Consider the following 20,442-nt stretch of genomic DNA (forward strand, 5'->3'; position numbering starts at 1 on the left):
GGCTTACAAGTGATGAAGCCGGAGACTTCATCACCGGTGCGTCTCTCCCGCTCCCGCTGTTTCTTGATAATTTTTTACTACTAACGCTTCGATATTAGCGGGCACCATGTCATGGATGGAGCGGCCGTCGCGGACGTTTTGGCGTATCTGCGTGCTGCTGATATCCATGAGCGGCGTGTCGGCAAGGGTGACGTTGGGGGGGAGATTGTTGGCTGTGACGGGGTATCCGCCGCGCGGATAGACGACGACAGGATAGTGGGCGAGTATCTCCCGGTAGCCGAACCAGCGGTCGAAGGCGGCCCAGTTGTCGCCACCCACGAGCAGGAAGAAGCGGTGTTGAGGATAGGCGTGGGTCAAGGCTTGGAGCGTATGGAGCATGTAGGACGGTCGGGGCAGGTGAAACTCAATGTCGCTGACGGTCAGCCGTGGCTCGTCCTGTAGCGCCAGTCTCGCCATTTCGAGCCGCTTGGCGTCGTCCAGCAGGAAGGCGTCGCGCTTCAATGGGTTCAGGGGCGACACTACGAACCACACCTCGTCGAGTCCAGTTGCCGTAAGCAGTTGTCGGGCCAAGGCGATGTGACCGATGTGGATGGGGTTGAACGAACCGCCGAAGATTCCGATTTTGCTCATCTAAGTAGTTTCTTTGCCCAGAAAGCGCACGATGATTTCGTAGGTTTCCCGCTCGGCCTTGGTCAGGTCGTCGTTGATGACGACACGATCGAACCGCTCGGCAAACGTCAATTCGTAGTCGGCTTTGGCCAACCGCTGCTCGATGACCTCGGGCGCGTCGGTGGCACGGCCCACGAGACGGCGGCGCAGCTCCTCCACCGACGGCGGTTGGATGAAGATACTCAGTGCCCGTTCGCCGTAAAACTTCTTGATATTGAGGCCGCCTTTCACGTCTACGTCGAAGAGAACGTTCTCTCCCCGTGCCGTTTGGCTGTCTACCTGGCTCTTCAGCGTGCCGTAGAAGCGGTCTTCATATACCTCCTCGTATTCGAGAAACTCGTCATTCCGAATCTTCTCCCTGAAGGCCTCTGGCGTCAGGAAGAAGTAATCCACGCCGTCGCGTTCGGTACCCCGAGGCGCTCTCGACGTGCAACTGACGGAGAACGCCAGGTTCAGCTCCGGGTGATTGGCCATGAGCCACCGCACAATCGTGCTTTTGCCCGAGCCCGAAGGGGCGGAAAAGATGAGTAGCCTGCCCCGGCCCTCGCAAAGGGAGGGTGCGTTATCTTGAGAAAGGCTGGCTGTAGTGTCTTTCGTTTGATAATCTTTTGTCATACAAGTTTCCAATATTGATTTTGTCATATTCAGGACGTTGCCGGTTTGTGTGAGAGCTTCCTCGTTCGAAAAGCGAATGACGGTAAATCCTTTTGTTTCAAGCCAAGCTGTTCTTTGACAGTCTTTTTCACATGCGCGCTTGTCGTATGGTAGCCTCCATCTACTTCTATAATGAGTTGCGCGGCGAGGCATACGAAGTCGGGAATATAGTCGAATACGGGCTGTTGGCGTCTGAAATATACTCCAAGCTGATTGTGAGAAAGATGTTGCCATAGCTTTCGTTCCGCTTCTGTCGGATGGTTGCGCATGTACTTAGCTTTTTCCGATAATAATTGATAAGTCGTACTCTCCGTCGTTTCGTATCCGTATTTCATAAAACGTTTATAGTAGAAAACTAACTATGGATAGAATTGCTTATCGGATTAATTCTATGGATAGTCGTTAGTTGGTTCACCCTCCCTTTGGGCTACTCTTTATACACATCTCGATTAACTTAAAATTTGTGATAAGAACTCTGTTGTTTGATGTTGAAATCATTGACTTTTAGAGATTATCTTACTTAAATTCTGTTTATAGCATACGCTATTTTTTAAAGAGCTTTTTGTTAAACAGAGATGTGTATAAAGAGTAGCCCTTTGGGAGGGCCGGGGTAGGTTGCCAGGGCTACAGCGCGTTGAGCACTTGCTCCTTAATCTGTTCCAGCTCGTCCTTCATCTTCACCACGATATTCTGCATTTCGGCTTGATTACTCTTGCTGCCGGTGGTGTTGATTTCGCGTCCCATCTCCTGAGCGATGAATCCCAGCTTCTTGCCGACGCCGTGTCCTTCCTCGTTCATGGTCTCACGGAAGTATTTCAGGTGGTTGGCCAGCCGCTGTTTCTCCTCACTGATGTCGAGTTTCTCTATATAATAGATGAGCTCTTGCTCCAACCGGTTCTTGTCGTAGTCCGCTTCCGGAATCGATTCCAAGCCCTTGATGATATTCTGCCGTATCTTTTCCACACGGCTCTTCTCGTACGGTTCGATGCGGGCGAGCAGGTTGGCGATGTTGTCTATCTTTTCCGTGAATTTCCTTTGCAGCGCTTCGCCCTCCTGTTTGCGAAAAGCCGTCAGGTGGCCGAGCGCGTCTTGGATGGCCGTAGTGGCCGCCTGCCACTCTTCTTCGGTCAGTTCTTCGGTTTCGTTTTTAATGGTGATATCGGGCATTCGTAGCAAAGTGTAGAACCAGTCGGTAGGTTCCGGAATGCCGGTGGCCGCTGAGATGTCCTTAATCTGGCGGTAATACTTCTCTACAACCATAGCGTTGATGGGGGCAACGTCGTCCGCTGCGTCTTTCTCTATCCAGATAGAAAAGTCTATTTTGCCCCTTTCCATCGTCTTGGCGATCAGTTGGCGTATCTCCATCTCCTTCTCTCTATAGGAAGGCGCGATACGTGTAGAAAGGTCTAAAGATTTGCTGTTTAAAGATTTAATCTCAACGTTGATTTTCTTCTCCTTAAAGGTTATGACAGATTTTCCATAACCAGTCATCGATTGTATCATACTCAGCTTGACGTTAAATTTCTGCAAAAGTAAGAAAAAATGCGAGAAAAGGCGTACATTTGCACGTTATTTAGAAGATTTAATAGTTATGTCGTGTATATTGAACATAGAGACCAGCACCGATATCTGTTCAGTAGCAGTGAGTAATGACGCAGCGTGTATTTTCAATGAAGAGGACCACAGCGGTCCCAATCATGCGGTCAAGTTGGGCCGGTTTGTCGACGAGGCGCTGTCTTTCATCGACAATCACGCCATCCCGTTGGACGCTGTGGCGGTAAGTTGTGGCCCCGGGTCGTACACGGGATTGCGTATCGGCGCCAGTATGGCAAAGGGAATCTGCTATGGACGTGACGTCAAGTTGATTGCCGTTCCCACGTTGGAGCTGATGACGGTGCCCGTTCTGCTGCAGGAGAAAGTGACTGAAGAGAACGCCCTGCTGTGTCCGATGCTCGACGCACGCCGAATGGAAGTCTACGCGCAGCTCTTTGACCGTTCGCTCAAGGAGGTTCGGCCCATTCTTGCCGATGTGGTAGACGCCGAAACTTATAAAAAATACTTGGATAAAGCACCGGTATATTTCATGGGAAACGGCGCGGCCAAGTGTATGGACATCATCAATCATCCCAATGCTCATTTAATAGAAGGCGTTCAACCGTTGGCCAAATACATGTTTCCGTTGGCCGAACGCCGAATCGCCCGGCAGAAGTTTGAGGACATAGCCTATTTTGTTCCCTTCTATCTGAAGGATTTTGTGGCTAAGAAATCAAAGGACATGCTGGCTTCCCTCCACCTGTAAAGAATATAGAACGCTCATGAATATAGAAGGATTAGATTATAACACCCAGCGTGAAAGGCTGATTTTGCCCGAATACGGCCGTGAAATTCAACGTATGGTAGACTATGCCGTAGCCCTGCCTACGAAGGAAGAACGCCAAAGTTGCGCGGAGACGATCGTGGCTATCATGGATCGTATGTTTCCACAGGATGGCGATGCCGCCGCTCGTCGGCAGAAACTGTGGGACCATCTGGCACTGATGAGCGGTTTCAAACTCGATATCGACTATCCCGTCGATGTGTCGCAGGCAGCCAAAATAGCCGCCAGACCGGAGCCGATGCCCTATCCCATGAGTCGCATTCCCGTGCGTCATTACGGTAATATGATGTTCGAAATTTTCGAACACTTGAAGACTATGGAGCCGGGAGAGGAACGGGATGAGTTAGCCAAGCTGACCGCCAACCAGATGAAGCGCAACTTGACCCATTGGAGTCATGGCTCGGCAGACGACGAAAAGGTCGTTTCCGACTTGGCGCGGTTTACCGACGGGAAGATACAGCTCGACCTCAATCGTTTCAAATTTGACAAAATAAACGACAAGGAGCCTGTCGTGAAGAATAACAAAAAGAAAAGATAATCCTCGATGGAGTCATTTATCATTGAAGGGGGGCGTCGGCTGAAGGGCGATATTACTCCTCAAGGCGCCAAAAACGAGGCCTTGCAAGTGATTTGCGCTTCAATTCTGACTTCGGAAGAAGTGCGAATCGAGAATCTTCCAGACATCTTGGATGTCAACAATCTCATTCTTTTACTCAAAGAAATAGGCGTGAAAGTCACCTGCCATGGGCATGGTGACTATTCTTTCGTGGCCGATTCGCTTGACCTGAACTATCTTGATAGCAAGGAGTTTGTGCAGAAATGCGCGTCGTTGCGGGGCAGTGTGCTGATGATAGGGCCGCTTTTAGGCCGTTTCGGTATAGCTACCGTGGCGCAACCCGGTGGTGATAAAATCGGACGGCGCCGCTTAGACACCCACTTTCTGGGCTTTAAGAACTTAGGCGCACGCTTTGAAAGAGACGAAGCGCGCAACGTCTACCGCATTCAAGGTAAGTCGTTGCAGGGTTGTTACATGCTGCTCGACGAGGCATCGGTCACCGGCACGGCCAATATTATCATGGCCGCAGTGCTGACAAGCGGCACGACCACCATTTACAACGCGGCCTGTGAGCCTTATATCCAGCAATTATGCCACCTGCTGAACGCCATGGGTGCCCGTATCAGTGGCATTGGCAGCAACCTGCTGACCATCATTGGCGTTGAAACACTGCACGGAGCGCGGCATACGGTGTTGCCCGATATGATTGAAGTAGGCTCCTTTATCGGCATGGCGGCGATGGTTGGCGATGGCGTTACCATCAAGAATGTTTCGGTGAAAGACTTAGGTATCATCCCCGAAGCCTTCCAACGGTTAGGCGTTCAGATTGAAATCATCGGTGACGACTTGTTTATTCCGCAGCAACCCCATTATGTTGTCAATTCATTTATTGACGGCACCATCATGACTTTGGCCGACGCGCCTTGGCCGGGCTTAACTCCCGACCTCCTTTCCGTGCTTCTTGTCGTGGCAACGCAGGCCCGTGGCACGGTACTTATTCATCAGAAAATGTTTGAAAGTCGCTTGTTCTTTGTCGACAAGCTCATCGATATGGGCGCGCAGATTATTCTTTGCGACCCCCATCGGGCCGTGGTCGTAGGCCATGACCGCCTTATCAAGTTGCGTGCGGGCCGCATGACGAGTCCCGATATTCGTGCGGGTATCGCCTTGCTCATTGCTGCCATGAGTGGCGAGGGCACAAGCCGCATTGCCAACATTGCGCAGATAGACCGTGGTTATGAAAATATAGAGGTGCGATTAAACCATTTGGGCGCCAAAATCACCCGTGTAAATGATTAAAAAAGAAGACGTATATAAGATAGGAAAGCTGGGCAAGCCCCATGGTGTCAAAGGAGAAGTGAGCATGATGTTCACCGATGACATCTTCGATCGGGTGGAAGCCGATTATCTTATCTTGCTGATTGATGGTATTCTTGTACCTTTTTTCATGGAGGAATACCGTTTTCGCAATGACGAACAGGTGTTGATGAAGTTTGTGGACATCGACACCGAGGCGAAGGCTCGCGAACTGACGGGCTGCGAAGTCTATTTTCCACGTGAGCAGGCCGACCGCCATGAGGGCGAGGCATCATGGGCCGAACTGATTGGTTATGCCTTGGTTGATGCCACACAGGACGTTGTTGTCGGCACAATCACGCACGTGGACGATACCACCATCAATATTTTATTCGAAGTAGAGACAGCCGATGGCCGCGAAGTCTTGATTCCTGCCTCCGACGAACTGATAGAACAGGTCGACAAGGCAGGGCATCGGATTCATGTCCGTGTGCCCGACGGTATTCTCGAACTTTGAAACGAACGATTTATACATTGTTTTATTAACGTATGAAACAGCAAATTTGTATTCTCGGTTCTACCGGAAGCATTGGTACGCAGGCGCTCGATGTCATCCGACAGCATAGCGACTTATATGAGGTATATTGCCTCACGGCCCACAATCGGGTAGAACAACTCGCCGCGCAGGCCCATGAATTTAAGCCCGCCTCTGTGGTGATAGCCAACGAAACGCATTACGAGCGGTTGAAGGAACTGCTTGCCGACGCGCCTGATATTAAGGTTTATGCCGGAGCTTCAGCCTTGGAGCAAATCGTTGAGGCCGCGCCCATCGACATGGTGCTGACTGCCATGGTAGGCTATGCGGGCTTGGCACCGACCATTCGTGCCATTAAGGCTCGCAAGAAGATATGTTTGGCCAACAAGGAAACGCTCGTGGTGGCCGGCGAACTCATCACTAAGTTGGCCATAGAGTATCACGCGCCCATCCTGCCGGTCGACAGTGAGCACAGCGCCATCTTCCAATGCCTCGTCGGCGAGGACATGAACGAGATTGAAAAGATATTGCTCACCTGCTCGGGAGGGCCTTTCCGCCAGTTCACGGCCGACCAATTGGCCACCGTTACCGCTGCCGATGCCCTGAAACATCCTACTTGGGACATGGGCGCTAAAATCACAATCGACTCCGCTTCGCTCATGAACAAAGGCTTTGAGGTGATGGAAGCCAAGTGGCTTTTCGGTGTTCCGGCCGACAAGATACAGGTTTTGATTCACCCACAAAGCATTGTCCATAGTGCCGTGCAGTTTGCCGACGGCGGCGTTAAGGCCCAGCTGGGCGTGCCCGATATGCGTTTGCCCATTCAGTATGCCTTTTCCTTCCCTCGTCGCCTGCGTCTCGACGGTCCCCGTCTCGACCTTTTTGGGCAGCCGCTGGCCTTTTTCAAGCCCGATCTCACGAAGTTCAAGTGCTTGGCCCTGGCCTATGAGGCGCTCGACAAGGGCGGTAACATGCCCTGTATTCTCAATGCGGCCAACGAAGTGGTGAACGCCGCGTTCCGGGAGGGGCGTTGCGGCTTTCTCGGCATGGCCGATATCATCGAGCAGACCATGCTTCGGACTACGTTCGAGGCCGCTCCCGACTACGACACTTACGTCAGAACGGACGCCGAGGCCCGCCGCATCGCGACCGAACTGTTATAAAACCGGTCTGCGCCCACCGGCCGTCTGTCGGTAGGACGCAAGCCAATCTATTTTTAGTATTTATTAGATTCCAATTACAAAGCATTATCATTTATGGAAGTTTTTCTGATCAGATTGTTGCAGTTCATGCTGTCAATCTCTCTCTTAGTGCTCCTCCACGAGGGAGGTCACTTCTTCTTCTCCAAGCTCTTCGGTGTCAGAGTAGAGAAATTCTACCTTTTCTTCGATCCCTGGTTCCATCTTTTCGAGTTCAAGCCCAAGAACAGTGACACGGCCTATGGACTCGGTTGGCTGCCCCTTGGCGGCTATTGCAAGATAGCCGGCATGATAGACGAGAGCATGGATACCGAACAGATGAAGCAACCCGAGCAGCCGTGGGAGTTCCGCGCCAAGCCGGCGTGGCAGCGTCTGCTCATTATGATAGGCGGTGTGCTGGTCAATTTCCTGTTGGCCTTGTTCATCTATTCCATGATTATGTTTGCCTGGGGCGAGAACTATGTGCGCGTGCGGGACATGAAGATGGGTATGAAGTTCAACCAGGAGGCCAAGAGCATGGGCTTCAAGGACGGCGATGTCCTTGTCGGAACCGATGAAGGCGCGTTCAAAGACTTCAATGCCGACCTCTTCCGCAGCATTTCCCACGCACGATATGTCGATGTCATCCGTGACGGGAAGCCCGTCCGTGTGCGGCTGTCGGGCGAAATCAACCTGCTCGGCATGCTGAAAGCGACACCGATGTTCTGCCGTCCGTTCCAGCCGGCAACGGTCGATTCCGTCCTGATCGATGGTCCCGCGGCCAAATTGGGAATCCGCAAGGGTGACCGCCTGTTGTCTGTCAACGGAAAAACGATCGACTCTGCCAACGAGTTCACCGAACAGTTGTCGCGTCTCGACGACGCCATGACGGGCGCCAAAACGCCGGCCGACAGCTTGAAGATACGCACCGTCACCATCAGCTACCTGCAACAGGCCACCGGCGACACCGTTTCCACGGCCGTTGTCCTGTCTCCCGATTTGAAACTCAAGGTGGCTTTCACGTCCATAGAGGCACTCTATCCGTCCACCCACGTAGATTATAACTTCTTCCAGAGTTTTCCCGCCGGCATTTCCTACGGCTGGAACGTGCTCAAGGGTTATGTCAGCGATATGCAATACGTGTTCTCGGCCGACGGGGCCAAGAGTTTGGGCGGCTTCGGAGCCATCGGCAGCCTCTTCCCCTCGCAGTGGGACTGGTATCTCTTCTGGAAGATGACAGCCTTCCTGAGTATCATTCTGGCCTTCATGAACATCCTTCCGATTCCCGCCCTCGACGGTGGGCACGTGCTCTTCCTGCTCTACGAGATGATTACGGGCCGCAAACCGTCGGAGCGTTTCATGATCGTGGCCGAATATATCGGTATCGGACTGCTCATGCTGCTCATGATAGTGGCCAATCTCAACGACATTCTGCGCTGGCTGGGCTACATGTAATGCCGCCGCGGAAATCATTTGTCTAAACCTAAAAATATTACGATAGAAAAATGGGAAAAGTAATTTTGACAGGCGATCGCCCCACGGGCAAGCTCCATCTGGGCCATTACGTGGGTTCATTGCGCCGTCGCGTGGAACTTCAGAACGAGGGCGATTATGACCGCATGCTCGTGTTCATGGCCGACGTACAGGCGCTGACCGACAATGCCGACAACCCCGAGAAGATTCGCCAAAACATCATCGAGGTGGCGCTCGACTATCTCTCGGCCGGCCTCGACCCGCAGAAGTGCACGCTCTTTATCCAAAGCCGCATACCCGAACTGGCCGAACTCACCACCTATCTCATGAATCTCATCACCGTGAGTCGCGTTCAGCGCAACCCGACAGTGAAGACCGAGATCAAGATGCGCAACTTTGAAGCCAACATCCCGTTGGGTTTCTTCTGCTATCCCGTGAGCCAGGCGGCCGACATCACCCTGTTCAAGGCCACCACCGTGCCCGCCGGCGAAGACCAGGAGCCTATGATCGAGGTGGCCCGCGAACTGGTCCGCCGCTTCAACCAGACCTATGGTGACGTCCTGGTGGAGCCCGAAATCATGTTGCCCGTCAACCAGACGGCCCGTCGTCTGCCCGGCACCGACGGCAAGGAGAAGATGAGCAAGAGTCTCGGCAACTGCATCTATCTGAGCGATGACGCCGATACGGTGTGGAAAAAGGTGAAGGGCATGTACACCGATCCTACCCATCTCAGCCTTTCCGATCCCGGTCATCTGGAGGGAAATGCCGTCTTCACCTATCTCGACGCGTTCTCCACCGACGCCGACTTTGCCGATTTCTGGCCCGAATACCGCAATCTCGACGAGCTGAAAGACCACTACACCCGTGGCGGTCTGGGCGACATGAAGTGTAAAAAGTTCCTCAACCAGGTGCTCAACCGCATGCTTGAACCCATCCGTGTGCGCCGCCACGCGTTTGAACAGGACATCCCCGAAATCTACAATATCCTGAAAAAAGGTTCGGAGACGGCCCGTGAAATCGGCGCGCGGACCATGGACGAGGTGCGCAAAGCCATGCAAATCGATTATTTCAACGACGCCGAACTCATTCGGTCGCAGGCCGAACGGTTCAAGGGATAAAAGGAAATGACATCTGTTTTGTAAGAAAAAACGACGTATTTTTAACACTTCCGGAATAGAGCATCCGGTCTAAAAAATGGCTGTTTGGGCGCGACAATTCGCCCCAAACAGCCATTTTTCGCTTCATTGTCGTGCTATTTCCGTGCGAAAGCAGCCCTTTCAGCCGCTAAAAGGGCTGCTCTCGTCTGCTCAAAGTGGCCCTTTCGCCGCACAAAAAGCCTTTAAATAATCGCCCAAGCAGCCCTTTTTGTATCGCCTTCATTTGTAATTACCTGATTATAAGCATTTTATAAATTACGCTAAAATTGCGTTATTTCGCCCCAAATCTTTCTCGTTTCAGAATAACGCCGCCATTCCGCGCCTATTGTTAAGATTCTTCCGAATTGTTAACACATGGCAGATATAAAACCTAATTGGTCATTAAGAATAGGATTCTTATCAATTCTCAATGGCTGATTTGCTTTCATACGAGTGCTTCGAGCAGTCCTTCGCATCCGTCTTCTATCAGGTCGAGCGCCAGCTCGAAGTCGTGGTCGCCGCCGTAGTAGGGGTCGAGAACGGTGGTGGCGTCGTGACGGTTGAAGTAATCGGCCATGCGTGTCACCTTGTTGACCTCTTCCCGGGTGCGTGCCTGCCCGGTAATGATGCGGTAGTTCTCCTCATCCATGACGATGATATGGTCGAAGCGGTCGAAATCCGACGTAGCCTTGAACTGTCGTGCGGGGTGGTCGACGCGATAGCTGCGCCGCTCTCCGTGCCTGCGTCGGTCGGGTAGCTGTCCCACGTGCCAGTCGCCGATACCGGCCGAGTCTATCTCGAATAATGCCGTCAGATGGCGGTCGTCCACCATCTTCTGCATCACGGCATGGGCCGCCGGCGAGCGGCAGATGTTACCTAAACAGATGAATAACAGTCTTTTCTTGTTTTTTGTCGCGTTCATATTTTTATCGGTTTTATACGTTGCGTGAATAGGGAGGCGGTGGATTGAATGACGGGGATCGACATGTTCTTTGCCGCTCTCTGTGTGGCAAAGATACGATAAATGGCCTGAAAAACGGCAGTCTGCCCATGGTGAAAGCCTAAAAAGCCGTGTTTTCACTTGACAGCTACATATTTATTGTGTAATTTTGCATGAAAATTATCCATCCATGATGAAACAATCGGCAAGTATTTTCAGGTTGAGTAAGGAGGAACGGTGGCCCGCTTTGGTGGTCCTCGTCTACCTGCTGTTGCTTGAAAGTATGGCTGTACACTACGGCTGGCTGCGCTTTGCCCGGGCCGACGGTGATATCCACTCGCTGCTCATCGACCGTTTTCACGTCTCGGGCTTCGACGCCTGGACCTATGAAATCATGACCTGCTGGTCGCCGGCTTACGATATCTACCGCCATCCGCTCATCGCCTTCTTCCTCTACCCGGGCTATCTGCTCAATCAAGGGCTGACATGGTGCTTCGGCTGCAATGTGTGCGTAGTGCTGATGGGCGTCGTCAATGTGTTTTGCGGTGGCTACGCGCTCATCTTTCTGCGTCGTGTCCTGCGCCAGGTGATCGGGTTGAGTTCCGCGGATAGCAATTTGCTCACGTTCTTTTTCATGTCGTTGGGCTACGTCATGCTCACGTTCTGCGTGCCCGACCATTTCTGCATGTCGCTCATGTTGCTGCTGCTGACGCTCTGGATCAGTGGGCGGCAGTTGCGCGAAGGGCGCCCGATGCGCGTCGGTACAACCGTGTGGCTCTTCATTCTTACGGCCGGCGTGTCGCTCAATAATGGTTTGAAGATCTTGCTGGCAGCCCTGTTTGTCAACGGCCGTCGCTTTTTCCGACTCCGTTTCCTGACTTTCGGTGTCGTCGTTCCGGTCCTTCTGCTCGGCCTTTTCACCGTAGCGGAATACCAGATGTTCGAGCAGCCGAGGGTCGACGCACGCATGGCCGCGGCCCAAAAACAGCGTCGGGAGCACCGCCGGCAGCTCGAAGCCCGCATCAAGGACACGCTGCCGGTGAAAGACTCGATGCTTTTGGCCAAAGCCGTGAAAGCGGTGTTGCGCAAGGAGGCGCACGAGCAATATCGTCGGAACCATGCCAAGACGGGCATTCCCTTTCAGAATACGGGCTTGTTGAGTTGGACCAACAAATCGACCGACCGGCGGTCGGCTTTCGTCGAGAACTTCATGGGCGAGTCAATGGTCTTCCATCGGTCGCGTCTTTTGGAAGACGTGTTGCGCAGTAGGCCCGAAATCGTGCGCTATTCGAGTCCTTGGCCCTACGTGGCTGTCGCCCTTGTCGGCTTACTTTGCGTGCTTGGTATCGCCTTGGGACGCAAAGACCGCTTCTTTTGGTTGGTATTGTCGTTCTTTGCTACCGACGTCGTGCTCCACTTAGTGCTCGGCTTCGGCATTTCGGAAGTTTACATCATGGCTGCCCATTGGATTTACGTGTTGCCGCTCACGATGGCTTTCCTCCTGCGTGGCGGGCGGCTGCGGTGGCTCTGGCGCAGTGTGGTGGGCTTGTTGTCACTGGCATTTTTCGTGTGGAACGCCCGGCTCCTCACGGGTTATCTCTTATCTTAAATCATTGGCATGTCCTTATTTCGCTTGTTCAGAATACGCAAGGAAGAGCGGGGCCCGGCCCTGATATTGCTGCTGGTGTTCATCGGTTTGAACGCTCTCGTCATTCAGCAGCACGCCCATCAGTATTTTTTAGGTGCCCATGGCGGCTTTTGGTCGATTTTTCGGAAAACCTTTGAGGTTTCGGGCTACGACTGTTGGTCGTGGATTACCATTTCGGGACTGCGCGTCCATTTCGATACGGTGCGCCATCCGCTGTTCTTTTCGCTGCTCTATCCGCTCTATTGGCTCAACCAGGGCCTCATGACGCTGACGGGACATAATTGCGCCGTAGTGCTCATGGCATTGGTAGTGCTCTTCTCTGCGGTCTATTCGGGCCTGTTTCTGTTTCGTATCCTGCGCGAAATCATGCGACTCTCCCGGGCCGACAGCCTGCTACTCACAGCCTTTTTCTTTTCTTTCGGTCATGTCATGCTGGCCTGTATGGTGCCCGATCATTTTGCGGTCTCCATGCTATTGCTGCTCCAGACATTCTATGTCAGCGGTAGGGCGATGCGACAAAAACGTGACATGGCGTCGTGGAAGCTGGGCCTGTTGGCCTTCCTGACGGGTGGAATCTCCTTTTCCAACATCGTGAAGGTGTATCTGGCGGCCCTTTTCGTCAAAGGGAAACGTGTGTTTCGTTGGCGCCCTATCTTGTTGGTTGGTTTGCTGCCGGTAGTCTTGTTGGTTGGCATACAACGCCTGAACTACTATTGCTTTGAAGTGCCGCAGGCGCGGGAAGTGGGTCAAATAGAGCGAAAAATGGAGCAAAAAAATCCAGAGAGGGTCAGGAAGATGCGCGAAGGGGCCCGCAAGACACAGGCCAAGCTCAACGCCAAGGACTTCGGCGACGGCGAAATTGCCAAATGGATAACCCTCTCGACGCCCCGCTGGCCCGGTTTGGTGGAGAACGTTTTCGGCGAGTCGATTCAGTTGCACCGTGATTTCGCGCTGCAGGATGCCGGCCACAATCGGCCGGTCATCGTGCGTTATCGTGCCGTGAGCAACTATTTAGTGGAGGCGGTTGTCGTCGCTTTGTTCGTCCTGGGCCTGTGGAAGGGACGCCGACAACGCCTGACGGCCCTCGTGTTCAGCTGGTTCCTGTGCGACGCCGTGCTGCATTTCGGTCTCGGTTTCGCCCTGAATGAAGTCTACCTCATGAGCGCCGGCTGGCTCTTCATCGTGCCGATAGCCGTGGGCAGCCTGTTCTCGGCGGTACGGAGGCCCATACCACGGCAGACGTTGCGTTATGCGATCGTCTTCCTTACGATTTATCTGTGGGCGTACAACGGACAGATTATCCTGCAATATTTCCTGTAAAAGGCGAGAAAAGGGAGAGTTTGAAGATGAAAAAACTACGTATCTTTCGTTTCTCAAAGCAGGAATTGCTGCTTTCGTTTCCCACGTTGGTCATGCTGTTGGTGGCCCAAGCGTTCATGCTGTGTTATCATTTTGAACGCTTTACCCGTGGTGGCAACTTGGGTTTTTGGTCGATTTTTGCCCCCAAATTCACTATTTCGGGCTTCGATCCCTATATTTATCTGACCCTTTCGCGGTGGGATGTCTACTATGCCGTGTATCGTCATCCGCTGTTGGCTTACTTCTGGTATCCCTTTGCTCAACTGAATCATTGGCTGATGGCCCAGACTGAGGTCAACTACGCTATCTTTATCGTGGCTGCCGTTCACACGGTGCTGGCCTTCTATGTCTTTCTTTATCTTTTCAGAATATTAAAAGATGTGGTGCGTGTGGCGACGATTGACGCCTGGCTGTTGGCTTTTGGCTTCTTTTCGTTGGGTTATATCCTATTGACCGCTATCGTCCCGGATCATTTCTGCCTGTCGCTTTACCTACTGTTGCTCACCTTGTATGTGGCGGGAAGCAAGTTGCGGGGTGGTCATTTCATGTCGGTAGCCCAGACGGCATTGCTCTATCTGCTGACTGCCGGCACCACCTTGAGTAATGGTGTCTACACGTTCTTGGCCCAACTGTTCTGCGCCCGTCGGCAAACATTGCGCTGGCGACGGCTGTTGTTGTCGTTTGTGATTCCTACATTCGTGCTTTTCGGGCTCAGTTATTACCAACAGGAGCACATCGTAAAGCCACGGATAGAGCGTCAGCAACGTGCGTTGGAGAAGAAAAAGAAGAAAGAAAAGAAAGCGGTAGCGTTGCAAAAACAAACAAAAAAGCTACCTGAAGCTCATCCGTTGGATGTTTTCAATCTGGCCATGTGGCTCGATACGTCGACCTCACGCACGGCTTCGTTCGTTGAAAACTTCATTGGCGAATCGGTGTGGCTGCACACCGACCATCTGTTGGAAGACCAAGTGAAAGGTCGTCCTGTTATTGTCGGTTATCAAAAAGGGTGGGAGTATGTCGTTATTGGGCTGATTCTACTGTTGGCCGTTGCAGGTTTTTATTGTGGAAGGCACGATCGGTTCATGTGGTTGTGTGGCTCTTGGCTCGCGTTTACGCTGTTGCTCCACTTTGTTTTGGGCTTCGCGCTGAAGGAAGTGTACATCATGGCTGCTCATTGGCTATTCCTGTTGCCCGTCATGACGGCCTTCCTGTTTCGCTGTCTCCATGAACGGCACACGCAATCCGTACGCATGCGCAGAGCATTGACGGGACTCCGACTCCTCGTGTTCGTGTTGATAATCCTCTTTTACGGCCACAACCTGAACCTGATTGGCAGTTATTTGTTGGGCCATTAGTCCTTGCGTAACCGGTCGATGCGGTCGAGCAACGCGTCGCTTTTGCCCGTTACAGCCTTGCGGAAGAACATTTTTCCAGAGCCGACGAGCAAATCGTAGTCGGTTTCGTCAAACACTTTGATGTCGTGGGTATAGTCGATGAACGTCAGCGGCGTGATGTCTTCTAACCGGGTGAAGTGCTCTTTCTCGCCCAGACTGTGCTTGGCATAGTCCGAATTGAACACCAACGTGTGGATAAAGGTTTCATCCGGTGCGAACGAATCATGGAAATAGCGCACATACTGCGTGTTTTTCTTCCACGTGTTGTAAGCCAGTTGCGCCAAATCGGGCGTAATGGCCCACCACATCGAACCCTTGTAGAGTTTGTACTCCTTGCCTTCGGCCACAAAACGCAACGGCTTTCTAACGCCAATCGAGTAGAGTATCTTGCGCAGAGCCACCCTAAACTTGCTTTTCATGGTGCCATATCGCCACGATTTATAGTTGTAAGGGCGGTGCTGGCGATAAATGCGGGCGGCTTCTTGCTGATTTTCCATGCACACGCCGTGCAAATATTGGCGACCGGGCGCTTGTCCGAAGAAATCTAATATCCGTTCATTGCTCCACAACGGATAGTCGAGTCCGCTCATAGAGATGAAATAGTCGAACTTGATTCCGCAGTCAAGAGCCTCCCGAATCATCGACATCTGGCTGTCGACCACACCGATACTGCCCCACATCACGTCGATACGAGGTTTCACGAAGTGTACGTTGGGCTGTTGTAGTAGCGTGCGGAATGGTTGGATATCAGACTTTGCGTCGATATGAATAAAGAATTCTGAAGATGAGGGCAGACTTTTTACCAAACGGCAAAGGTGCTGCGGGTCGGTATGAGCCGAAATCAAAAAAGCAATTTTGGTCATATTTGCGGTAGGTTTTGTATGCAAAGATTGTGCAAGTGAGCGCAATGAAAGTTTACTTTCTGATTGTCGAGCGCCGCCAATCTTATGCAAATATAGGCAAAAAGCGGGTACTTTAAAATAAAAAAGCATGTTATTTCGAGTGCCCACGAAAAAGCATTATCTTTGTAAACAGATAATATAGTCGCTTATGATGATACTTTCGCCTGCGCTTCAACCTCGTTGGAATGCCGTCTTGCTCGACATTTTCCAACATTTTATCGCCCTTTGCAAGACCCACAACCTTACTTATTACTGTGCCGGAGGTACCGCTATCGGCGCCATTCGTCACCAAGGATTCATCCCTTGGGACGATGATATCGACGTATTTATGCCGCGTCCCGACTATGATCGGCTCATGGATATCTGCGCCCGACAAGATATGGGACGCTACGAGCTATGCACTCCCTACAACACGCCCAACTATTTCATGCACTTCTCGAAACTTTGCCGCCGCGATACCACCATCATGGAGCGAGTCGATACGCCTTGTGTCTACGGAATGTTTATTGATATCTTTCCGCTCGACGGCACGGCGGACGACAAGGATGAGGCTTTGCAACTGAAACGGCGCTTCGAGAAGATACAGAATCGCATGGAAGCAATCTCCACCCGTTATCGTTTCACGGACTATCTGGCCCTGTTGAAGCAGCCACATGAGTGGGGGCGTTTCGTCAGAAAGACCATCGGTTTCGTAGCCCGTGGCGCTTATCGGCGTTATTTGTTGCGCAAGATGGACGCCATTTGTCGCCTTTATCCGTTTGAAAAGGCTACAAATGTTGTCACTTATAGCGGTGTTTATCATGGCAAAGAGGTCTATCCAAAGGTGTGGATAGCCGGAACGAAGTCGTTTATGTTCGAAGGATTGGAAGTTGATTTGCCCCTGCGTTACGACGAATACTTACGCCATTTCTTCGGCGATTACATGCAGTTGCCGCCCGTAGAGCAACGAATGTCGCACCACGAAAAGGTTTATTTCAACATGGATGAGCGGGTTTCGTTGGCCACCATCCGACAAACCATCCGCAAATGATGAAGCAAGCCACCATCTCCGTTGTCATCTGCACCTATAATGGTGCCAAATTCGTGGCCGAACAGCTCGATTCCGTGCTACGGCAGACACGTCCTGCCGATGAAATCATCATTCAGGACGACGGTTCTACCGACGCAACCTTGACCATTCTGCGCGATTATGCCACGCGATACCCTGTCATCCGGTTGTTTCAGAACGCGATATCCATGGGCGTGAATGCCAATTTCTATTCGGCCATGCAACGTGCGCAAGGTGATTTTATTGCCCTTTGCGATCAGGATGACTTATGGGAAGCAGACAAATTGGAACGCCAGTTAGCGGCCATCGGCCATCGGTTGCTGTGCGGTGGTCGGTCGGTACCCTTCTCCGAAGATGGTTCTTTCGTTTACCAAGACCCACGGCGACCCAACACGACGGCCCTGCGCATGATGTATTGTGCCGAAATCGCGGGCCACACGATGTTCTTTCGTCGCCAACTGCTTGACTTGCTGCCTATGGATTGCGCCATTTTCCGACACAACTACTACGATATGATCTTATCAGTGGTGGCTGCCGTCTACGAAAGCGTGGTTTACGTGGACGCCAAACTTGTAAATCAACGGCGTTACCATGGCGCGTCCACATACTCGTCGAATGCGGACAGCGTGCCCACGGTGGGCAACGGGCTCCGTATGATCGTATGGTGCGTGAAGCATTATCGAGAAATTAAAAGGTCGGGTAATGATTATTACCTGCGCTGGCTCGACCTTTTGGAACATTTAAAGGTCGATACTGCCAGCCATCGGGCCGCCTTACGCATGATGAAGTACCAGACCCGGCGGGGCGTTTTCAACTTCATCCGCTTCCAAATGTTCTGCCTTTGCCATCGCAGTCAGCTCTTTCACACGGTAGGCAGTGACCCCAAGAATCTCGTTAGGGCCTTTCTGTTTCCGCTGACTGCCGTATTTTACCAGCGACAGCATATCCGTTAATCACTTATTTTTTGTTTTTTTCATGAAGAAGGCAATACTGTCTTCGAGTATTTGTGCGTGCATGAACTTCATAATGCAGAAGTACAGCGTGGCCACAATGACGATGCGTAGTATCAGGATGAGCCATAGATTGCTGAAATTGATGGTCAGCAGGTAGGCCACGGCACACGAAACGGCGGCCGAAAGCATGAAAGGAAGGATGTCTTTAAGGAAAGCAAGGTGGCTCAACCGGATGATACGGCGGGCGATGGTTTGCCAAACGCCTATCCAAAGAATGTTGATAACGGTATAGAGTACCACCATGTGGAGAATGCTGAACCGACTACAGATAATGAATATCGTCAGTTGCAGCAGGATAAGCGACACGTTTGCCCACATATTAATGTTGGAACGGCCGCGGCTGATCACCATATTCTGATACAAAGTGAAGAACGGCAGGAAGGCACCGCTGATGCAGAGAATGCGCAAAAGCGGTATACTGTCGACCCAATTATCGCGCACCGTGAGCAGAATAAACTCGCGGGCAACGAGCGAAAGGCCGAACATGGCAGGAAAAGAGATAAAGGCCGTGAAACGCAGCAGCTTGCGGAAGACGTGAAGTTGGCGTTCTTCCTGGTCGTTGATGGATGATAATACGGGTTGGGCGACTTGATTGATAGTGCCCGAAACAAAGGTGTAGGCCATCGAATCCCACTTGAAGGCTTGCGTGAAGTTGCCCAATGACTTTGTCGAAAACAACTTACCGAAGATGATGGACAGCATATTGTTGTTCACCTGCGTAATGAGCGCGGTAATCATGATGGAACTGCTGAAACCGAACATGCGTCGGATGGGGCTGAAATCAATCTTCAGACTGGGCAGCCATCGCACGTAGTAGAGGCGGCCGAGGTCGGTCACGACGATGAAAACGAATTGTTGCCAAGCCAAACTCCAATAAGAGAACCCGTTGTAGGCCAGCACCAGTCCCGTTACGCCCGATGTAATGGAGGCCACAGTGCTGATGATGGCCTTGCCCTTGTTCATCATGTTGCGGAACATATAGGCCGCGTGGGCCGTGCCGATGCCTGCCACGACGAACGAAGCGAACACCAATCGGGAGAGAGGAACAAGTTCGGGCTGTTCGTAGAAGTCCGCGATGAGCGGCGCGCAGAAGAATAAAACAAGGTAAAGGCCGCTGCTGACGAGTGTGCTGAACCAGAAAACGGCATTGTAGTCCTTGTCGGTTACTTCCTTCAAGTTGGTCAGTGCCGCCGTGAAACCACTCTCTTGCAACACGCCCGCTATGGCCGAGAAGATGGCCAGCATGGCCACGAGTCCGTATTCGGCCGGAACGAGGATACGACCGAGGTAGAATCCGATGATGGCACTGATGACTTGGGTGAGCAGATTACTGATAGCTCCCCAGAAAATGCCCGTTGCCGCCTTCTCCTTGAGTGTTGCCATAGTCGGGATTATTCGGTAAGACGGCGATTGTTGTCGGCCACACGTTGCAGGATGGTGTCTATGCGGTCGGCATAGAGCGTATAAAGCAGATGGCCGTTGCGCCGGGCCTGTTCGGCAGAAAAGCTGTTATTCCAAAGGCGCATGCCCCCCGCGGCCAACGAATGGAAGCCCGCGTCGTACCAACCTACGGTGCATCCTTCGAGCCATGCACGCAGACAAAGTTCGTCATCGTCGTACTGGAAAGGCGCAAAACGAAAATCAATGCGACGCAGTTTGGCGTCGAAGAGCGCCTTGTTGATCCACATGGGCGCACGATTGACCGACGGCGCGAAGCAGAAAGGGCGTGAGGCATCGTCGATACGGGTGCCGACGCGTTGCTCGGTCTCCTTGACGAAAGTCAGATTCACCTTCCAGTTACCGCCCAGAATGGCCATATCTGGATATTGTTTGAAGTAGTTCAGGGCATCGTCCATCCACTGTGTGTCGGCAAAATCGTCGTCATCTTGCAACAAAGCGATGTATTGACCGTTGGCCATGCGAATGGTCTTGTCGTAAGTGACGTTCTCGTAGAGATCATTGCAGCGTACCAGAAACTCGTTGGCACCACTCAGCTCCTTCGCTAAGCGTTCCGTGTGGTCGAGCGAAGAGCCATCGTCGATAACAATCACTTCGGTTTTGATGGGCCATTTTCTGATTTTCCGGAGCACATGGCATATCTGCAAACTCTTGTTGTGGGTCTGGAAAATGACGGTTACGAGCGGTTCGTTCTCATAGCCCTTGGCTTTCCAAGTGGAATAGCTCTTTTGGGTCTGTGCCGTCTTGGCGCGTTTCTGCACGGCCAGCTTGATTTTCTCCAAGTAAATTCTGAACATATTGCAAAG

Annotated in this window: 18 protein-coding genes and 1 pseudogene; 12 read left to right on the forward strand and 7 right to left on the reverse strand. The window is 52.1% G+C overall.

Going from position 1 to position 20,442, the window contains the following annotated elements; all coding sequences use genetic code 11:
• Positions 1 to 30: 30 nt before the first annotated feature.
• The 3 genes and pseudogenes from nadD to JHU38_RS09430 form a co-directional block, all read right to left on the reverse strand.
• Positions 31 to 630: a nicotinate (nicotinamide) nucleotide adenylyltransferase gene (gene nadD, locus JHU38_RS09420; protein ID WP_107582055.1), complete on the reverse strand. Its 600-nt coding sequence runs from the start codon at positions 628 to 630 to the stop codon at positions 31 to 33.
• A pseudogene (gene gmk / locus JHU38_RS12590) lies at positions 631 to 1,658 on the reverse strand (guanylate kinase).
• Between the two features lie 289 nt (positions 1,659 to 1,947).
• On the reverse strand, positions 1,948 to 2,826 hold the full coding sequence (locus tag JHU38_RS09430) for a YicC/YloC family endoribonuclease (protein WP_107582402.1): 879 nt from the start codon (positions 2,824 to 2,826) through the stop codon (positions 1,948 to 1,950).
• Between the two features lie 88 nt (positions 2,827 to 2,914).
• Between JHU38_RS09430 and tsaB the strand changes: the two genes are divergently transcribed.
• The 7 genes from tsaB to trpS all read left to right on the forward strand — a co-directional run bounded on the left by tsaB (position 2,915) and on the right by trpS (position 9,856).
• A complete protein-coding gene (gene tsaB / locus JHU38_RS09435; RefSeq protein WP_107582056.1) occupies positions 2,915 to 3,622 on the forward strand; it encodes a tRNA (adenosine(37)-N6)-threonylcarbamoyltransferase complex dimerization subunit type 1 TsaB in 708 nt (235 codons plus the stop codon).
• A gap of 16 nt (positions 3,623 to 3,638) precedes the next feature.
• Positions 3,639 to 4,238 (forward strand): DUF4290 domain-containing protein, encoded by a 600-nt coding sequence (locus JHU38_RS09440; protein WP_107582057.1) that lies wholly within the window; start codon positions 3,639 to 3,641, stop codon positions 4,236 to 4,238.
• Positions 4,239 to 4,244: 6 nt separating this feature from the next.
• The gene (gene murA, locus JHU38_RS09445) at positions 4,245 to 5,555 is read left to right on the forward strand and encodes a UDP-N-acetylglucosamine 1-carboxyvinyltransferase (RefSeq protein WP_107582058.1); all 1,311 of its coding nucleotides are present in this window, start codon (positions 4,245 to 4,247) and stop codon (positions 5,553 to 5,555) included.
• Positions 5,548 to 6,069 carry a ribosome maturation factor RimM gene (gene rimM / locus JHU38_RS09450; RefSeq protein WP_107582059.1) on the forward strand — a complete coding sequence of 174 codons (522 nt, stop codon included), beginning with the start codon at positions 5,548 to 5,550 and terminating at the stop codon, positions 6,067 to 6,069. Before murA ends, rimM begins: the two co-directional genes overlap by 8 nt.
• 32 nt (positions 6,070 to 6,101) lie before the next feature.
• Positions 6,102 to 7,250, forward strand: a complete 1,149-nt coding sequence (locus tag JHU38_RS09455; protein ID WP_107582060.1) for a 1-deoxy-D-xylulose-5-phosphate reductoisomerase — start codon at positions 6,102 to 6,104, stop codon at positions 7,248 to 7,250.
• Positions 7,251 to 7,343: 93 nt separating this feature from the next.
• Positions 7,344 to 8,720 carry an RIP metalloprotease RseP gene (gene rseP / locus JHU38_RS09460; RefSeq protein ID WP_107582061.1) on the forward strand — a complete coding sequence of 459 codons (1,377 nt, stop codon included), beginning with the start codon at positions 7,344 to 7,346 and terminating at the stop codon, positions 8,718 to 8,720.
• Between the two features lie 50 nt (positions 8,721 to 8,770).
• Positions 8,771 to 9,856 (forward strand): tryptophan--tRNA ligase, encoded by a 1,086-nt coding sequence (gene trpS / locus JHU38_RS09465; protein WP_107582062.1) that lies wholly within the window; start codon positions 8,771 to 8,773, stop codon positions 9,854 to 9,856.
• A 463-nt stretch (positions 9,857 to 10,319) separates the two neighbouring features.
• Here trpS and JHU38_RS09470 read toward each other — a convergent pair whose 3' ends face one another.
• Entirely contained in the window at positions 10,320 to 10,796 is a 477-nt protein-coding gene (locus tag JHU38_RS09470; RefSeq protein ID WP_107582063.1) for a low molecular weight protein-tyrosine-phosphatase, read from the reverse strand.
• A 208-nt stretch (positions 10,797 to 11,004) separates the two neighbouring features.
• Here JHU38_RS09470 and JHU38_RS09475 point away from each other — a divergent pair, with 208 nt between their 5' ends.
• The 3 genes from JHU38_RS09475 to JHU38_RS09485 are packed head-to-tail and all read left to right on the forward strand — an operon-like array spanning position 11,005 to position 15,176.
• Positions 11,005 to 12,423: a DUF6080 domain-containing protein gene (locus tag JHU38_RS09475; RefSeq protein WP_107582064.1), complete on the forward strand. Its 1,419-nt coding sequence runs from the start codon at positions 11,005 to 11,007 to the stop codon at positions 12,421 to 12,423.
• A 9-nt stretch (positions 12,424 to 12,432) separates the two neighbouring features.
• Positions 12,433 to 13,782 carry a DUF6080 domain-containing protein gene (locus JHU38_RS09480; RefSeq protein WP_107582065.1) on the forward strand — a complete coding sequence of 450 codons (1,350 nt, stop codon included), beginning with the start codon at positions 12,433 to 12,435 and terminating at the stop codon, positions 13,780 to 13,782.
• A gap of 26 nt (positions 13,783 to 13,808) precedes the next feature.
• Positions 13,809 to 15,176 carry a DUF6080 domain-containing protein gene (locus tag JHU38_RS09485; protein WP_107582066.1) on the forward strand — a complete coding sequence of 456 codons (1,368 nt, stop codon included), beginning with the start codon at positions 13,809 to 13,811 and terminating at the stop codon, positions 15,174 to 15,176.
• Here the strand turns inward: JHU38_RS09485 and JHU38_RS09490 are convergent.
• Positions 15,173 to 16,078 carry a beta-1,6-N-acetylglucosaminyltransferase gene (locus JHU38_RS09490; protein ID WP_107582067.1) on the reverse strand — a complete coding sequence of 302 codons (906 nt, stop codon included), beginning with the start codon at positions 16,076 to 16,078 and terminating at the stop codon, positions 15,173 to 15,175. The two genes, JHU38_RS09485 and JHU38_RS09490, sit on opposite strands and share 4 nt — an antisense overlap.
• Positions 16,079 to 16,265: 187 nt before the next feature.
• Here JHU38_RS09490 and JHU38_RS09495 point away from each other — a divergent pair, with 187 nt between their 5' ends.
• The gene (locus JHU38_RS09495; protein WP_107582068.1) at positions 16,266 to 17,147 is read left to right on the forward strand and encodes a LicD family protein; all 882 of its coding nucleotides are present in this window, start codon (positions 16,266 to 16,268) and stop codon (positions 17,145 to 17,147) included.
• Positions 17,144 to 18,118 carry a glycosyltransferase gene (locus JHU38_RS09500; RefSeq protein ID WP_107582069.1) on the forward strand — a complete coding sequence of 325 codons (975 nt, stop codon included), beginning with the start codon at positions 17,144 to 17,146 and terminating at the stop codon, positions 18,116 to 18,118. The genes JHU38_RS09495 and JHU38_RS09500 overlap by 4 nt, the downstream gene beginning before the upstream one ends.
• Here JHU38_RS09500 and JHU38_RS09505 read toward each other — a convergent pair whose 3' ends face one another.
• Complete coding sequence (locus tag JHU38_RS09505) at positions 18,119 to 19,561, reverse strand: lipopolysaccharide biosynthesis protein (RefSeq protein ID WP_107582070.1); 1,443 nt, start codon at positions 19,559 to 19,561, stop codon at positions 18,119 to 18,121.
• A gap of 8 nt (positions 19,562 to 19,569) precedes the next feature.
• Complete coding sequence (locus tag JHU38_RS09510; protein WP_107582403.1) at positions 19,570 to 20,433, reverse strand: glycosyltransferase family 2 protein; 864 nt, start codon at positions 20,431 to 20,433, stop codon at positions 19,570 to 19,572.
• Between the last annotated feature and the right edge of the window lie 9 nt (positions 20,434 to 20,442).

It is taken from the genome of Prevotella illustrans, from assembly GCF_017426725.1.
GTDB lineage: Bacteria > Bacteroidota > Bacteroidia > Bacteroidales > Bacteroidaceae > Prevotella > Prevotella illustrans.

What these genes read in the sequence shown, in the direction of transcription:
- nadD (WP_107582055.1), bottom strand. Translation starts at nt 630, where the DNA reads ATGAGCAAAATCGGAATCTTCGGCGGTTCGTTCAACCCCATCCACATC.
- JHU38_RS09430 (WP_107582402.1), bottom strand. Translation starts at nt 2,826, where the DNA reads ATGATACAATCGATGACTGGTTATGGAAAATCTGTCATAACCTTTAAG.
- tsaB (WP_107582056.1), top strand. Translation starts at nt 2,915, where the DNA reads ATGTCGTGTATATTGAACATAGAGACCAGCACCGATATCTGTTCAGTA.
- JHU38_RS09440 (WP_107582057.1), top strand. Translation starts at nt 3,639, where the DNA reads ATGAATATAGAAGGATTAGATTATAACACCCAGCGTGAAAGGCTGATT.
- murA (WP_107582058.1), top strand. Translation starts at nt 4,245, where the DNA reads ATGGAGTCATTTATCATTGAAGGGGGGCGTCGGCTGAAGGGCGATATT.
- rimM (WP_107582059.1), top strand. Translation starts at nt 5,548, where the DNA reads ATGATTAAAAAAGAAGACGTATATAAGATAGGAAAGCTGGGCAAGCCC.
- JHU38_RS09455 (WP_107582060.1), top strand. Translation starts at nt 6,102, where the DNA reads ATGAAACAGCAAATTTGTATTCTCGGTTCTACCGGAAGCATTGGTACG.
- rseP (WP_107582061.1), top strand. Translation starts at nt 7,344, where the DNA reads ATGGAAGTTTTTCTGATCAGATTGTTGCAGTTCATGCTGTCAATCTCT.
- trpS (WP_107582062.1), top strand. Translation starts at nt 8,771, where the DNA reads ATGGGAAAAGTAATTTTGACAGGCGATCGCCCCACGGGCAAGCTCCAT.
- JHU38_RS09470 (WP_107582063.1), bottom strand. Translation starts at nt 10,796, where the DNA reads ATGAACGCGACAAAAAACAAGAAAAGACTGTTATTCATCTGTTTAGGT.
- JHU38_RS09475 (WP_107582064.1), top strand. Translation starts at nt 11,005, where the DNA reads ATGATGAAACAATCGGCAAGTATTTTCAGGTTGAGTAAGGAGGAACGG.
- JHU38_RS09480 (WP_107582065.1), top strand. Translation starts at nt 12,433, where the DNA reads ATGTCCTTATTTCGCTTGTTCAGAATACGCAAGGAAGAGCGGGGCCCG.
- JHU38_RS09485 (WP_107582066.1), top strand. Translation starts at nt 13,809, where the DNA reads ATGAAAAAACTACGTATCTTTCGTTTCTCAAAGCAGGAATTGCTGCTT.
- JHU38_RS09490 (WP_107582067.1), bottom strand. Translation starts at nt 16,078, where the DNA reads ATGACCAAAATTGCTTTTTTGATTTCGGCTCATACCGACCCGCAGCAC.
- JHU38_RS09495 (WP_107582068.1), top strand. Translation starts at nt 16,266, where the DNA reads ATGATGATACTTTCGCCTGCGCTTCAACCTCGTTGGAATGCCGTCTTG.
- JHU38_RS09500 (WP_107582069.1), top strand. Translation starts at nt 17,144, where the DNA reads ATGATGAAGCAAGCCACCATCTCCGTTGTCATCTGCACCTATAATGGT.
- JHU38_RS09505 (WP_107582070.1), bottom strand. Translation starts at nt 19,561, where the DNA reads ATGGCAACACTCAAGGAGAAGGCGGCAACGGGCATTTTCTGGGGAGCT.
- JHU38_RS09510 (WP_107582403.1), bottom strand. Translation starts at nt 20,433, where the DNA reads ATGTTCAGAATTTACTTGGAGAAAATCAAGCTGGCCGTGCAGAAACGC.